We start from the raw sequence: 14,224 nt of genomic DNA, 5'->3' as shown, positions 1-14,224 counted from the left end.
AAGCTGTCGTTCGGGCCAATGGTGGGGGTGGGGAGGGCTCGGGATGCTGGGTGACGTGACCCAGACAACCGAGACCCCCGCCGCCTCCGGCCCTTCCTCCCTCCGCACTCCCGGCGGTCCCGTCCGCGCGCCCCGCGTGCACCGGGCGTGGTTCGTCGCCGCCGTCACCTTCGTCACGATCATCGGCGCGGCGGCCTTCGCCTCCCTGCCCGGGCTGCTCATCGAGCCGCTGCACGGGGAGTTCCACTGGTCGCGCGGCGCGATCGGCTTCGCGGTCTCGGTGAACCTGGCCCTCTACGGCCTGACGGCGCCGTTCGCGGCCGCGCTCATGGACCGCTTCGGCATCCGCCGGGTCGTCGCGGGGGCGCTGAGCGTGATCGCGCTCGGCTCGCTCCTTACCGTGTGGATGACGGCCACCTGGCAGCTGGTCCTCTACTGGGGCGTCCTCGTCGGCCTCGGCAGCGGTTCCATGGCCCTCGCCTTCGCGGCGACCGTCACCAACCGCTGGTTCGTGGCGAGGCGGGGCCTGGTCACCGGCATCCTCACGGCGGCCGGCGCCTCCGGCCAGCTGGTCTTCCTGCCGCTGCTGTCCTGGCTGGTCGAGCACCACGGCTGGCGCCCGGCCGCCGTGACCGTCGCCCTCGCGGCGCTCGCCGTCGTCCCCTTCGTGTGGCTGCTGCTGCGCGACCATCCGGCCGACGCGGGCCTCGCCCCGTACGGCGGGGAGTACGCCGAGAAGCCCGCGCCCGTCACCGGTGCCGCGCGCCGCGCGGTCACCGTCCTCCTCAAGGCGGCCCGCACCGGCCCGTTCTGGCTGCTCGCCGGCACCTTCGCGATCTGCGGCGCCTCGACGAACGGCCTGGTCAAGACCCACTTCGTGCCCGCAGCCCACGACCACGGCATGCCCGTCCAGGCGGCGGCCGGACTCCTCGCGGTCATCGGCGTCTTCGACGTCGTCGGCACGATCGCCTCCGGCTGGTTCACCGACCGCTTCTCACCGCGCCGCCTGCTCGCCGTCTACTACGCCCTGCGCGGCATCTCGCTCCTCTTCCTCCCGATCCTCCTGGCCCCCTCGGTGCACCCGCCGATGCTCTTCTTCATCGTCTTCTACGGTCTCGACTGGGTCGCCACGGTCCCGCCCACCATCGCCCTGTGCCGCGAGCACTACGGTGAGGACAGCGCCATCGTCTTCGGCTGGGTCCTCGCCTCCCACCAGGTCGGCGCCGCCGTCATCGCCTTCGCGGGCGGCGTCGCCCGCGACGTCTTCGGCTCGTACGACCTCGTCTGGTACGCCTCGGGCGCCCTGTGCGCGGCGGCGGCCCTGATGGCCCTGGTGATCCGGCGTCCAGGGTCGCGGACGCTCCCGGCGGCCTGACCCTGCTCCCGGCGGCCGGTTCCGGGCCGTGGACGCGCGTTCCCGCGGGCCGGCGTCAGCCCTCGAAGCGTCCGAACCGGCCCCGGTGGAACAGCAGCGGGTCCCCGCCCCCGGCGGTGGCGCCCAGTGCCTCCACGCGGCCCACCACGATGAGGTGGTCGCCGCCCGTGTGGACCGTCGCGATCGTGCAGTCCACCCAGGCCGGGGCGTCCGGCAGGAGGGGCGAGCCGGTCGACGGGGCCGGGGTCCAGTCCACGCCCGCGAACTTGTCCGCCCCGCTCACCGCGAACGCCCGGCACAGCCCGCCCTGTCGCGCTCCCAGGATGTTGACGCAGAAGCGCCCGGCGCGGGCGATCCGCGGCCAGGTCGTCGACGTGCGGGCGACCATGAAGGCGATCAGCGGCGGGTCGAGCGACAGCGAGGCGAAGGACTGGCAGGCGAAGCCGGCCGGGCCGTCGGCGTCGAGCGCGGTCACGATCGTGACGCCGCTCGCGAAGTGTCCCAGCACGCGCCGGAACTCGGCCGGATCGACGGGCAGCCGCTCGTCGTCCCGTACCGCCCGGAGCGCGGGGCGGGGCAGGGGTTCCGCGGCCGTGGGCGCTCCGGCCGACCTGAGGTATCGGACGGCGGTGGCCGCCATCCCAGCATGTCCCATCACATCCGCCATTGAAGCTGACGGTGTGTCAGATGAGAAGGCTCGTGCGGGACCGCCGTGGGATCGGGACGGGCCGGCACCGGCAGGTCGCCGGTGTCGGCCGTCCCCCCGGCACCGACTAGGCGCGCCGGGCGCGGCGCGCGGCGGGGCGGGCGGCCCCGTTCGGCCACAGCCGCGGTCGCCGCCGCGCCGCGACGTCCTCGATCCAGCCGAACGCCAGGATCGCGAGCGCGATCAAGGGCCAGACCAGGACGAAGCTCCACAGCAGGTACGTCGCGTCGAGGGCCGCGTTCCCCCGGTCGCTGTCCAGGAACGGCAGCTCGTACCCCAGGTTGACGATCACCTCGGCCAGGCCGATGAGCAGGTTGTGCCACAGGTAGATGGTGACCGCGCGGTTGTTGGACAGGGTGACGAGCCCGTCCCACTTCGCCAGCCGCCCCGGCAGGCTCTGCCAGGAGGGGGCGTACTGGAGCAGGATCACCACGAAGCCGAACGACCAGGTCGCCTGCGCCAGCGGGATCTCGTTGAGGTCCCAGCCCTCGGCGGTCAGATGGCCCGACGCCCACCACAGGCCGAAGGCCATCACCAGGAAGGCCCAGGACACCGCGGCGTACCGCGGGATCCGCTGCAGCACGCCGTCGTGGTGCGCGAAGCCGAGCATCCAGCAGGAGGCGTAGACCGCGAAGTCGGTGACGCCCTCGCCGGTCTCGCCGGGAATGGTGACCAGGCCGGTCCCGATGAGCGCCGTCAGCCCCAGCGGGGCCAGGAGCATCGCCCACGGCACGCGGCGGAACGCCCGCAGCAGCAGGGGCGAGGCCACCACGAACCACAGGTAGGTGCGCAGGTACCAGAGCGGGCCCGCCGCCTGCATCGCCCAGTCGTCGTCGGACGGATAGGGCGGGGCGCCGACCGGCACCAGGTACGTCAGCAGCCGGACCAGGCCCCAGGTGCCGCCCTCGTCCGGGTCCTTCAGCGGATGCCAGCCGTCGACGAGGAGCAGGACCAGGGTCACCGCGCTGAACGCCCACAGGGGCGGCAGGAGACGCCGCACCCGGCTCATGATCACCTGGCGCGCCGGGCGGTCGAGGGAACGGGCCATCAGCATGCCCGCCAGCGCGAACATCACGCCCATGGAGGGGAAGACGACCGACAGCCAGCCCCAGCCGAAGATGTGGTACGCCACCACGCGGACCAGCGCGACGGAGCGCAGCAGGTCCAGGTAGCGGTCCCGGCCCGGCTTCGGGGCCGCCGGGACCGGGCCGGACCCGGCGACCGGGCGGCCCTGCTCCGGGAGGGACGCCGGCGCGGTCCGCGGCGGTGTCACCGCCCGCTCGTGCGTCGTCATCGGACCGCCCCCCGATCGCCCGCCGTGGTCCCCGCGGACTGCTGCTGCGGCACCGCACCCGGTGCCGCCTCCACCACTCCCGTGCGCCGCAGCTTCTGCCAGCGCAGCCGGCCGCCGGTGAGAGCGGTGATCCAGGACTGGAGCAGGACGACGTACATGAGCTGCCGGTAGAGGATCTGCTGGAGGGGCAGGGAGATGAGGTGGGTCATCTTCTCCCGGTCCAGCCTGAAGGCGTAGGCGGCGCAGACCGCCTGGACGGCCAGGACACCCAGCCAGGCGGTGACGGTCTTCCCGGTGGGGCCGAAGACGAGGCCGTACAGGAGGAACACGTCGATGAGCGGCGCCAGGAGCGGCGCCACGACCATGAACAGCGAGACCAGCGGCAGTCCCACGCGGCCGAAGCGGCCCGAGGGACCCCGGTCCACCACGGCACGGCGGTGCTTCCAGATCGCCTGCATCGTGCCGTACGACCAGCGGTAGCGCTGGGACCACAGCTGCTGCACGGTCTCCGGCGCCTCGGTCCAGGCCCGCGCGTTCTCCGAGTACACGACCCGCCAGCCGTCGCGGTGCAGGGCCATGGTGATGTCGGTGTCCTCGGCGAGCGTGTCGTCGCTCATGCCGCCGACCCGCTCCAGCGCCGTGCGCCGGAAGGCCCCGACCGCGCCGGGGATCGTCGGCATGCAGCCCAGCACGTCGTACATCCGGCGGTCCAGGTTGAAGCCCATCACGTACTCGATGTGCTGCCAGGCGCCGATCATCGAGTCCTTGTTGCCGACCTTGGCGTTGCCGGCGACCGCGCCGACCCGGGGGTCGGCGAAGGGCTGGACGAGTTCGCGCACGGTGGACGGCTCGAAGACGGTGTCGCCGTCCATCATCACGATCAGGTCGTGACGGGCGTTCGCCACGCCCCGGTTGAGCGCGGCCGGCTTGCCCGCGTTCAGCTGGCGCACGACGCGCACGTTCGGCAGCCGCATGTCCTCGACGATGCGGGCGGTTCCGTCCCCGGAGCCGTCGTCGATGACGACGATCTCGATGGGGTGCTCGCTCGTCATGAGGGAACGCACGGTGTTCTCGATGCACTTGGCCTCGTTGTACGCCGGCACCAGCACGGAGACGGGCTCGGTGACCGGTTGCGGACCCCAGCGGAAGCCCTTGCGGCGCACCCGGTGCGCATGGGCGCCGGACAGCACCAGCATCAGGCCGAAGCGGGTGAAGACCAGCACGCCGATGACCGCCAGCGCGACGACCAGCCCGTCGGTGAGGTCGTCCGAGGCCTGCACCATGCCGACCCAGGCCTTGCCCTTCCACAGCTCCACGCCCGTGACGGGGGTGTTGGCGCTGGGTGCGTCGAGCGCCTCGGTGAGGTTCTGGAAGCGGTAGCCCTCGTCCTGCATCCGGGGCAGGAACGTGTCCAGCGCCCGTACCGTCTGGCTGCGGTCGCCGCCGGAGTCGTGCATGAGGACGATCGCGCCCTCGCCGTGCTTCGGGGTCGCGTTGCGGATGATCCGGGCGACGCCGGGCCGCCGCCAGTCCTCGCTGTCGGTGTTGTTGACGACGGTGAGGTAGCCGCGGGTGCCGACGTACTCGGTCACCGGCCAGGAGGCGTCGTCCATGGCGTCGGCGAAGGAGGAGTACGGCGGCCGGAAGAGGGACGAGCGGATGCCGGCCGACCCGACGAGCGCCAGCTGGTTCTGGGACAGCTCCCAGTCGATGCGGCGCTTGGACTGGTACGAGAGGTCGGGGTGGTTGAAGGTGTGCAGGCCGACCTCGTGCCCCTCGGCCACCATGCGGCGGACGAGTTCGGGGTGCCGGGACGCCATGGTGCCGGTGACGAAGAAGACCGCGTGGGCCCGGTGCTTCTTCAGCACGTCGAGCACCCGGGGGGTCCAGGTGGGGTCCGGCCCGTCGTCGAAGGTGAGGACGAGGCTGTGGTCGGGCACGCTCAGGCTGGTCGGCCGGCCGCCGTCACGGGTGTCGATGACCGGTCCGCCCTCGAGCACCTCCTCGGGCACCGTGTCGGCGGCGGCTTCGCCACGGACGCGGTGGTCGGCGAGGATCTCGCTGTGCACGTAGCCGCGCAGCATCAGCATGGTCACCACGGCGACCAGGACCAGTGAGGGAAGGACGAAGCGGAGGGGCAGCGAGCGGCGCGGGCCGCCCCGGGCGGCGGCGCGGGGACGGCGTCTTCGGTTGCGCGGTGGGGTCACAGGATGTTCTCGGAGGGGGTGGGGGCGACGGCGTTGCCGTACCGGGTGGGTGCCGGGCGGCCGAGGCCGAGGGTCATGGGCGCGCCGTCGGCGGGGGACGCGGAGGTGTCGGGGGTGCCGAGGCCGGTGGGGGCGGTGGTCGGCGGGGTGGTCGCCGTGCGGGTGGACCCGGGACGCGGGCCCGGGGAGGTGCGGTCCGGGGTGGGGGCCGTGGCGCTCCTGGAGGGCGCGGCGGTGGTCGGACCGGGGGTGCGCGACGGGGAGGGCGCCCGGGTGGGGGTCGCGGAGCGCGTGCCGTCGGGGGTGGTGCTCGGCGTGGGGGCGCTGCTCAGGGAGGGGGACGGGGACGCCGTGTCGGTCGCCGACGGTGAGGCCCCGTCCTCCCCGGCGGGCAGGACCTTCTCCTGCTCCGGGACGGGTACCCAGGGCGCGGAGGAGTTGCCGGTCAGCAGCGTGACCACGATGACCACGGCGTAGACGGCGCAGACGATCCCGACCAGGGTGCCGATGCGCCGGTAGCGGCGGCTGCGGCGGCCGGACTCGTCGACGAAGACGGGGTTGGGCTCGCTGCGGAGCGCGGGCGCGGCCTCGGCCGGCAGGAGCCGGCCGCCGTCCTGCCCGCCTATCCGGATGGCGTCCATCTGGACCGTGACCTCGTGGGGATCGTGCGCGCGGTCGAACGCGTCGGTGTCCTCGAAGGGGGTCGCGGGGGCGTGCTCGAAGGGGGCCGTGACAGCGTGCTCGAAGGGCGTGACAGCGTGCTCGAAGGGGGCCGTGAGGGCGTGCTCGAAGGGGGCCGTGACCAACGGCGGTGTCATGCGCGTGTCACTTTGCGGCGGTGAAGCGACGGGCCGCGCGGCCGGGAGGACCGACGTCGCGGAGCCCTCACCCTCGAACACGGTGGGTGACGGGGGGAAGCCCGCGTGGAGTTGCGCGCCCGCGACGGCTTCCGGGGGCATGGTCGCGCCCGTCGCGAAGGGCGTACCGCTCCCCCCGGGGAAGAGGGGGTGTCCCTGCCCGTCGCTGACGGGGTCGCTTCCGTGAGCGAAGAATCGTCCGTCAGGTTGACTGTGATCCGGCCACTGTTCCACTGCGTCGCACATCCCCAAGAAACATTTTCGGGCGCACGTACGCTCCCGGGTCGACGTACCTGTTCACAGGATCGAACCCACGTTGGCTCGAACGCCCCCTCTGTCGCACTGTGCCCGGGGGCCATGAGGGTAGCGCATGGATCTGCCGAGGAGATGTTTCCCTCGACTGTGGAGTTCCTGTGAAGGATCGGGATGTGGCCGAAATCAGCCCAACCCGGATCCCTACCCGGCCGTAGCGCCGAGTCGTCATCCCCGTGGACGGCAATTCGCCCGTCCGCGGTTCCGCCGTCCTTCCCGCAGGACGCGGAGCGGGAAGCGGCCCGTTCCGGCCGGGAGGTGCGGCGCCGGACCCTGCCGGAGCCGCGACGGGCCGCGGTTACTCTGTGCGCCATGAAACGCGCCGGATGCCTTCTCGCCGCGGCCCTTCCCGTCGTGGTGACGGCGGTGGCCTACCTCTTCGCACCCGGACATCCGGAAGGTGGCGCACCGGCCGGAGCCGCGGCTCCGCAGTCGCGCCAGGAGGCCAAGGCCGCCGCGGAGAACCCCCCGGACCCGGAGGACGAGGAGGCGGTCGACGCGATGCCGGCCGGGCTGGCCGCCCCGGCGAAGAAGGAGCTGGCGGGGCGGATCGAGGCGAGCGCCGTGCACGCCACCCTCGACTGGCGCCGTACGTACGGCACCGTCAGGGACGTCGGGGACGGGCAGGGTTACACCGCGGGAATCGTCGGATTCTGTACGGGGACCCACGACCTGCTCAGCCTCGTGGAGCACTACACCGAGAAGCATCCGGGCAACGGCCTGGCCCGCTACCTGCCCGCCCTGCGCGCGGTCGACGGCACGGACTCGCACGAGGGCCTGGACCCCGGCTTCACCGCGGCCTGGCAGGCGGAGGCGAAGGTCGAGGCGTTCCGCGAGGCCCAGGACGCGGAGCGGGACCGGGTCTACTTCGAACCCGCCGTCCGCCTGGCCAAGCTCGACGGCCTCGCCACCCTGGGGCAGTTGGTCTACTACGACGCGATGGTCTTCCACGGCCCCGACATCACCGCGAACGGCTTCTACGAACTGCGCGAACGGGCCATGGCCGAGGCGGACACCCCGGCCGAGGGCGGCGACGAGGAGGCCTACCTCCACGCCTTCCTGGACAGGCACCGCGAGGCGATCCGGGCGAAGCGCAACGACAACGACACCAGCAGGGTCGACACGACGCTCCGGCGGTTCCTCGAAGAGGGCCGGCTGGAACTCGACCCTCCGCTCCGGTGGACGGTCTACGGCCGGGAGTACCGCACCTGACGCCCCCCGAGGGCTGTCTCACCGACCGGGCCGCCCGCGCCAGTACCGACCGGGCCGCCCCCGACCGGGCGGGACACCCGCTAACGCCCCTCGTACGTCGGCCTCCGGCGTTCCACGAAGGCCGCCACCCCTTCCTGCGCGTCCCGCGAGGTCATGCAGAGCTCCTGCGCCGCCGCCTCCGCCGCGAAGGCGGTCCTGCGGTCGGACTCCAGGGAGGCGTTCACCAGCTGCTTCGTCAGGGCCAGGGCGCGGGTCGGGCCCTGGGCCAGGCGCTCGGCCCACTCGCGGGCCGTCTTCTCCAGGTCCTCCGCCGGTACGACCCGGTTGACCAGGCCCATCGTCCGCGCCTCGGCCGCCGGCAGGGCGTCGCCGAAGAACATCAGCTCCTTGGCGCGCTGCGGGCCCACCAGGCGCGGCAGCAGATACGCCCCGCCGCCGTCCGGCACGATCCCGCGCCGGACGAAGACCTCCACGAACGTCACGGACTCCGCCGCGAGCACCAGGTCGCAGGCGAACGCCAGGTGCGCCCCGATCCCGGCGGCGGTCCCGTTCACCGCCGCGATCACGGGCTTCTCGCAGTCCAGTACGGCGCCGATGAAGCGCTGCGCCCCCTGCCGGATCATCCGGGCCACGTCGCCCGTGACGCGCTCCCGCGCCGGCGCGGACGGCCCTCCGCGCAGGTCGGCGCCGGCGCAGAAGCCGCGTCCGGTCGCGGTCACGACCACCGCCCGCACCTGCGGGTCGGCGGAGGCGTCCGCGAGCAGCGTGATGATCCGCTCCCGCTGGTCCCACGTCAGCGCGTTCATCGCCTCGGGCCGGTTGAGCGTGATCCACGCGACGCCGTTCTCGACGGTGTGCAGTACCTCGGCCATCGTCGTCTCCTATCGGCACACCGCGAGCGCGTCCAGGGCCACCGCCCCCTGCCCGCGCGGCAGCACCATCAGCGGATTGATGTCCAGTTCGGACAGCTGCCCGTCGAGTTCGAGCGCCATGCGCTGCACCCGCAGGACGACCTCCACGAGCGCGTCGACGTCGGCCGCGGGTGCGCCACGTACGCCGTCGAGCAGGGCCCGGCCGCGCAGTTCGCCGAGCATGTCCCGGGCCTCACGCTCCCCGAAGGGCGGTACGCGCACGGCCGCGTCGTTCAGGACCTCCACGAGGACCCCGCCGAGACCGACGGTGACCGTCGGCCCGAAGAGCGGGTCGCGGGTGACGCCGACCACCATCTCGACCCCGCGCCCCACCATCTGGCAGACCAGGATGCCGTCCAGGTCGATGCCCTCGTAGCGGGCGATGTCGGTCAGCTCCCGGTAGGCGTCCCGGATCTGGCTGGCGGAGGTGAGTCCGACCTTCACCAGGCCCAGCTCCGTCTTGTGGGCGAGCTGCGGACCGGAGGCCTTCATGACGACCGGGTAGCCGACCAGGCCCGCCGCACGTACGGCCGCGGCGGCGCTGGTCACCAACTGCTCGCGCGGCACCCGTATCCCGTACGCGCGCAGCAGCTGTTTGGCCGCGTGCTCGCTGAGCCGGTGGCCGGGCCGCATCAGGGCCTGGGCCTTGCGGAAGGAAGGGGAGGGGGTGCGCGGGGCGTCGTCGAAGGGGGAGCGGTAGCCGGTGGTGAAGCGATGGTGGTCGAGATACGCCTTCACGGCGCCGATGCAGTTGCCGAAGGTGCGGAAGGTGGCGACCCGCGAGGAGCCGAGCAGGGTCGTCCGGTAGGCCTCCTCGGTCCCGACGGGGGAGCCCCAGACCACGCAGATCAGCTTGTCGGTTCGCTCGGCCGCGTCGACGAGGTCCTGGGCGAGCTTGTCGCTCATGGGCGGGAAGGGGCCGGTGATGGGACAGATCAGCACCCCGACCGCCGGGTCGGCGAGGATCGCGTCGATGATCTTCGGGCCGCGCCAGTCGCCCACCGGGTGCCCGCCGTTGTCGACCGGGTTGGCCACGCTCAGGTAGTCGGGGATCCACTGGTGCAGTTCGTCCTGCCGGGCCTGCGAGAGCGTCGGCAGGGTGAGTCCGGCGGCGGTGGCCAGATCGGAGAAGTGGGCGCCGGTGCCGCCGGAGATGGAGTAGACGACGACGCCGTCGGCGACCGGCCGGCGGGCCCGGGCGAGCAGCGCCGCGGTGTCCTGGAGCTGGTCGAGCCCGTCGACCCGGATCACCCCGAACTGCCGCATCGCGGCGTCGACGACCTGGTCGGCGCCGGTGAGCTTTCCGGTGTGCGAGGCGGCCATCCGCGCCCCGGCCTCCGTGCGGCCGACCTTCACGGCGACCACCGGCACCCGGCGGCGGGCGGCCTGGTCGGCGGCGAGCAGGAAGGACCGCCCGTCCTTGAGCCCCTCGACGTAGCAGGCGATGGCGCCGACCTCGGGCCGGTGGGCGAAGTACGAGATGAAGTCGGCGGTCTCCAGGTCGGCCTCGTTGCCGGTGGGCGCCCAGTGGGAGAGGCGGACGCCGAGCTCCTGCATGGTGAAGACGGGCCGGCCCTGGTGGCCGGACTGGGTGATGAGCGCGACGGCGGGCCCGTCGAGGTCCTCGCGGAAGCGCTCGAAGGCGTTGAGGTTGGTGTTGGGGCCGAGCAGCCGGAGGCCGGACCGCTCGACGGCGTCGGCGAGGCGTTCCTGGGCCTGTTCGCCCGCCTCCCCGGTCTCGGCGAAGCCGGAGGCGAAGGCGACCGCGAACCTGACCTTGGACGTGCCCAGTTGCTCGATCACCGGCAGCGGGTCGGCGACGAGCAGGACGGCCAGGTCGACGGACTCGTCGAGGTCGGCCACCGATGCCACGCAGTCGATGCCGAAGACGGCGGTACGGGCCGGGTGCACGGGGACGACGCGCGCCCCCACCCGTTCGGCCCAGTCGATCAGCTGCCGGGTGATCCCGGTGTTGGGCCGTCCCTCGGTGTCCGAGGCGCCGACGACGGCGACGACTTCGGGCCGGAAGAACCGGTCGAGTTCGGGCACCGGCGCGTACAGCGGGCGCCCGCTGACGTCCGTGTCGCCCTCCAGGGCGGCGACGCCGTGCACGACGGCCCGGGCGGGCTGCTCGCCGCAGGCGTCGACGCGGGCGCGGAGGTCCGTGGTGAAGGTGCCGTGAGTGGATCCAAGCATCGTTTCGCTCCGCCCGTCCGTTCCGATTCCCGACCGAATCCCTTCTCTGACGCACAGTCAGATTACAGAACTGACGATGAGTCAGGAATGGGTGTGCGGGCAAAGGAGTGCAACCGAACCGCGTCGCGGAGAGTCATGAAACGGAACGAAAGGGGACGACGATGTCGATCCGTGTCCTGGTGGCCGCCGCCCTGGCGGCCCTGGCGCTGACCTTCGCGGGCTGCCCTGCCCAGGCGGCGCCACGGCCCGTGCCGTGGCCGACCGTGACCGCCGGCCAGATCACCGCCCGGCCGAAGCCGGGCGACGCCGTCGCCGTGCCGTTCACCGTGTCGGCCGGGGCGGGCGGGAACCGGGGCGTGGTGATCTCCTTCGACGGTTCCACGGGTCTGGACACCGCGGACCGCCCCTCCAACTGCTCCTACGGCCGCGCGGTCCACGGCGGCTTCCACGTGTACTGCGTCCTCGAGGGGACGACCCTCGAAGCGGGCGGGGTCTACGCACCGCTCCGTCCGCCGCGCTTCCGGCTCGCCGAGCGCGCCCTCAACGAGCGCGTCGAGATCCGGGCCGACCCGATCGACGGGCTGGAGTACGCGCGGGAGCGGGTCGGCGAGGTCGTCTCGCGGGGCGACGGACCGCCGCTGCGTCTCGTCCGGACCGACCGGCCCGCCGGCCCGGTCGGCCGCGTCCCGGGCACGACCACCGTCGATGTTCTCGCCGACAGTTCCACCGACCACGAGATCGTCCTGGCGGAGCGGACGTTCACGGGCGCCGTCGGGGACACCGTCCTGCTCCGTCCCGAGTGGCGCAAGGGCGGACCGGGGTTCTACCGATCCGGCGTCGATCCGTTCGCGGCGCCTCCGGTGGAGGTCGAGTACGTCGTTCCCGGGGGCATGAGCCCGGTCGAGCGGCGGGACCTGGAGCACTGCCGGACGAGGGACTCCGCGGAGGGCCACCGCTACCGGTGCCTGACGGCGGAACCGCTCGAACTGCGCATCGACAAGGCCCTCGAAGGGGCGCGGGGCAGTGTCTCGGTCGTGCCGGGGGCGAAGGAGGACGGGCTCGCCTTCGAGCGGGACCGGACGAACGACTCCGTCGTGTTCACCGTCACCGCGGCGCCCGCCCGGGGGGCCCTCGGCACGAACCGGTGGGCGGTCGCCGGCGCGGTCCTGCTGACCGCGGCCGTGGTCCTCGTGGGCGGGGTCCTGGTGCTGCGGGTGCGTCGCGGCCGGCCTGCCGCCCTGGCGGGGATCCTGGCCGGCGCCCTCGCCTGTGCGGTGGCGGGGACGGCCGTCCTGGTGGGCCCGGGCCGCCCCGACCGTCCCGCACGGGGGTTCCCGGCGCCCCGCTACCGGCTCGTCGCCTCGAACCTCTGGGACGACAGCCGCATCCACGAGCCCCGTCCCGCCGGGGTGCCGACCGTGACCACCTCGCGTGACGACGCCAACGAGCGCGGCATGACCCCGGTGTCGGCGTTCTTCTCGAGCGCGGCCGCGGGCGGCGGCATCGGCCCGGACCTGTGGATCGCCGTCGACGGCGCCTACGGCAGCATCCGGGACCCGGACCGGGCCCGGAGGCGCATGCTGGAGGAGGCGGCCCGGGCGGAGGGGGTCGTGCTCGTCAGGCCGCCCGTGGAGCGGACGGAGAAGGGCGTGGACGGGCGCAAGGTGACCTTGGCCTGCCAGTCGGTGACCGTACGGGGCGAGGGCTTCGACATGTGCGCCTGGGCGGACGGCAACACCCGGGCGGTCGTCACGACGGCCGCCTCGGCGCGGCAGGGCGGTGCGGCCGTCGCGGTGTCGGTGCGGGACGAGATGCGTCTCGAGTACGGGGTGGGGTGACGGGCCGGCCCGTCACGGCGACGGGCGCGGCCCCCGGCGGCCCTCAGCGCTTCCCGGAGTGGCTGCGGGCGATCCGCCGGGCGATGCGCTCCGCGTCGAGCGCCATCTCGCGGAACATCCCGCTGATCGGGTTGGTGAAGCCGGTGAAGTAGAGCCCGGGGGCCTCGGCGGGGCAGCGGGCACCCCGGGTCACCGGGCGCCCACGGGCGTCCAGGACGCCGAGGTGGCCGATCAGGGGCTCCAGGGCGCGCCGGTAGCCGGTCGCGGCGACGACCGCGTCCGGGGTGATGCGGGAGCCGTCGGCGAGGACGACCTCGGCGCCGTCGAAGGAGTCGACGGCGGCGACCGGTTCGACCTTTCCGGCCCGTACGGCGGCGACGAGGCCCACGTCCTGCACGGGGATCGCGCCCTGCCCCACCCGTGAGTAGAGGCCGCCCTCGGGCCGGGGCAGCCCGTGCTCCGAGAGGTCGGCGGTCATGAAGCGGCCGAGGAGCCCGGTCATCCGGTCCACCAGGCCCACCGGCAGCCGCCGCACGAGGATGCCGTTGCGCTGGGAGGGCCAGCCGAGCGTGGCGCGGCGCACGATGTACGGCGCGGTGCGCACCGCGAGGCGCACCCGCGCGGCGCCGCCCTCGGCGAGGTCCGCCGCTATCTCGGCCCCGGTGTTGCCCGCGCCGACGACGAGCACGTCCAGGCCCTGGTACGGCTCGGGGTTGCGGTACTCGCGGGCGTGCAGGAGAGTGCCGCCGCCGGTGCCGGTGTAGGTGTCGAGGCCGGGCCAGTCGGGGACGCGGGGCGTGTGGTTGTGGCCGGTGGCGACGACGACGGCGCTGCCGACGAGCCGCCGGCCCCCGGTGGCGTGCAGGATCCAGCGGCCCTCGTCCGGGGACTCCGCCCGCTCGACCCGGTCGACCTCCACACCGGTCACGATCTCCAGGTCGTGGAACTCGGCGTACTTCTCCAGGTAGCGCACCACGTCGGCCCGGGCGACCCAGCGCCCGAAGGAGCGGGGGATCTTGAGGCCGGGCAGGGCGGAGAGCCGGCGGGTGGTGTGCAGCCGCAGCCGGTCGTAGTGGTGGCGCCAGGAGTGGCCGACGGCGTCGGACTTCTCCAGGACGACGGCCCGTACGCCCCGCGCGCGCAGGGCGGCGGCGACGGCGAGTCCGCCGGGTCCGCCGCCGATGACGTAGACGGGGTGGGACTGGGGGGTGACGGTCATGACTGCTGAGCGTAATGACGCGTACACGCCGTGGGTCTCGGTCAAGAGGGAGTTCGGTTGCGAATCGATCACGCATGCAGAGGTTCGGCAGAGGTCT

The 14,224-nt window shown here is 73.4% G+C and carries 10 protein-coding genes; 3 read left to right on the top strand and 7 right to left on the bottom strand.

Annotated features, from left to right (window positions below; all coding sequences use genetic code 11):
- Positions 1-43 precede the first annotated feature (43 nt).
- A complete protein-coding gene (locus ACIRQF_RS21635) occupies positions 44-1,375 on the top strand; it encodes an MFS transporter (RefSeq protein WP_404094145.1) in 1,332 nt (443 codons plus the stop codon).
- Positions 1,376-1,430: 55 nt separating this feature from the next.
- Here the strand turns inward: ACIRQF_RS21635 and ACIRQF_RS21630 are convergent, their stop codons facing one another.
- From ACIRQF_RS21630 to ACIRQF_RS21615, 4 genes are all read right to left on the bottom strand, one after another.
- Positions 1,431-2,015 carry a flavin reductase family protein gene (locus tag ACIRQF_RS21630; protein WP_404094552.1) on the bottom strand — a complete coding sequence of 195 codons (585 nt, stop codon included), beginning with the start codon at positions 2,013-2,015 and terminating at the stop codon, positions 1,431-1,433.
- A gap of 133 nt (positions 2,016-2,148) precedes the next feature.
- Positions 2,149-3,375 (bottom strand): acyltransferase, encoded by a 1,227-nt coding sequence (locus tag ACIRQF_RS21625; protein ID WP_404094142.1) that lies wholly within the window; start codon positions 3,373-3,375, stop codon positions 2,149-2,151.
- The gene (locus tag ACIRQF_RS21620; RefSeq protein WP_389753686.1) at positions 3,372-5,465 is read right to left on the bottom strand and encodes a bifunctional polysaccharide deacetylase/glycosyltransferase family 2 protein; all 2,094 of its coding nucleotides are present in this window, start codon (positions 5,463-5,465) and stop codon (positions 3,372-3,374) included. The genes ACIRQF_RS21625 and ACIRQF_RS21620 overlap by 4 nt, the downstream gene beginning before the upstream one ends.
- A 113-nt stretch (positions 5,466-5,578) precedes the next feature.
- On the bottom strand, positions 5,579-6,400 hold the full coding sequence (locus ACIRQF_RS21615) for a hypothetical protein (protein WP_404094140.1): 822 nt from the start codon (positions 6,398-6,400) through the stop codon (positions 5,579-5,581).
- Positions 6,401-7,063: 663 nt separating this feature from the next.
- Here ACIRQF_RS21615 and ACIRQF_RS21610 point away from each other — a divergent pair.
- On the top strand, positions 7,064-7,963 hold the full coding sequence (locus ACIRQF_RS21610; protein WP_404094138.1) for a chitosanase: 900 nt from the start codon (positions 7,064-7,066) through the stop codon (positions 7,961-7,963).
- 80 nt (positions 7,964-8,043) lie between these two features.
- Here the strand turns inward: ACIRQF_RS21610 and ACIRQF_RS21605 are convergent, their stop codons facing one another.
- Together ACIRQF_RS21605 and ACIRQF_RS21600 are read right to left on the bottom strand one after the other, a co-directional pair.
- Complete coding sequence (locus ACIRQF_RS21605) at positions 8,044-8,835, bottom strand: enoyl-CoA hydratase/isomerase family protein (protein WP_404094135.1); 792 nt, start codon at positions 8,833-8,835, stop codon at positions 8,044-8,046.
- A gap of 9 nt (positions 8,836-8,844) precedes the next feature.
- Entirely contained in the window at positions 8,845-11,070 is a 2,226-nt protein-coding gene (locus ACIRQF_RS21600) for an acetate--CoA ligase family protein (protein ID WP_404094133.1), read from the bottom strand.
- 161 nt (positions 11,071-11,231) lie between these two features.
- On the opposite strand from ACIRQF_RS21600, the gene ACIRQF_RS21595 reads away from it, so the two are divergent.
- Positions 11,232-12,908, top strand: a complete 1,677-nt coding sequence (locus ACIRQF_RS21595) for a hypothetical protein (RefSeq protein WP_404094131.1) — start codon at positions 11,232-11,234, stop codon at positions 12,906-12,908.
- A 43-nt stretch (positions 12,909-12,951) separates the two neighbouring features.
- Here the strand turns inward: ACIRQF_RS21595 and ACIRQF_RS21590 are convergent, their stop codons facing one another.
- Positions 12,952-14,127, bottom strand: a complete 1,176-nt coding sequence (locus tag ACIRQF_RS21590; RefSeq protein ID WP_389753631.1) for a flavin-containing monooxygenase — start codon at positions 14,125-14,127, stop codon at positions 12,952-12,954.
- Positions 14,128-14,224: the final 97 nt, after the last annotated feature.

The organism is Streptomyces sp. NPDC101191 (genome assembly GCF_044767915.1).
Classification (GTDB): Bacteria; Actinomycetota; Actinomycetes; order Streptomycetales; family Streptomycetaceae; genus Streptomyces.
The sequence above is the reverse complement of the archived record's forward strand: the minus strand, read 5'-3'. Positions and strand labels throughout refer to the sequence as shown.

Bases quoted from the DNA above. Each gene is read 5' to 3' on its own strand.
- ACIRQF_RS21635 (WP_404094145.1), top strand. From the start codon at position 44: ATGCTGGGTGACGTGACCCAGACAACCGAGACCCCCGCCGCCTCCGGC.
- ACIRQF_RS21630 (WP_404094552.1), bottom strand. From the start codon at position 2,015: ATGGCGGCCACCGCCGTCCGATACCTCAGGTCGGCCGGAGCGCCCACG.
- ACIRQF_RS21625 (WP_404094142.1), bottom strand. From the start codon at position 3,375: ATGACGACGCACGAGCGGGCGGTGACACCGCCGCGGACCGCGCCGGCG.
- ACIRQF_RS21620 (WP_389753686.1), bottom strand. From the start codon at position 5,465: ATGCTGATGCTGCGCGGCTACGTGCACAGCGAGATCCTCGCCGACCAC.
- ACIRQF_RS21615 (WP_404094140.1), bottom strand. From the start codon at position 6,400: ATGACACCGCCGTTGGTCACGGCCCCCTTCGAGCACGCCCTCACGGCC.
- ACIRQF_RS21610 (WP_404094138.1), top strand. From the start codon at position 7,064: ATGAAACGCGCCGGATGCCTTCTCGCCGCGGCCCTTCCCGTCGTGGTG.
- ACIRQF_RS21605 (WP_404094135.1), bottom strand. From the start codon at position 8,835: ATGGCCGAGGTACTGCACACCGTCGAGAACGGCGTCGCGTGGATCACG.
- ACIRQF_RS21600 (WP_404094133.1), bottom strand. From the start codon at position 11,070: ATGCTTGGATCCACTCACGGCACCTTCACCACGGACCTCCGCGCCCGC.
- ACIRQF_RS21595 (WP_404094131.1), top strand. From the start codon at position 11,232: ATGTCGATCCGTGTCCTGGTGGCCGCCGCCCTGGCGGCCCTGGCGCTG.
- ACIRQF_RS21590 (WP_389753631.1), bottom strand. From the start codon at position 14,127: ATGACCGTCACCCCCCAGTCCCACCCCGTCTACGTCATCGGCGGCGGA.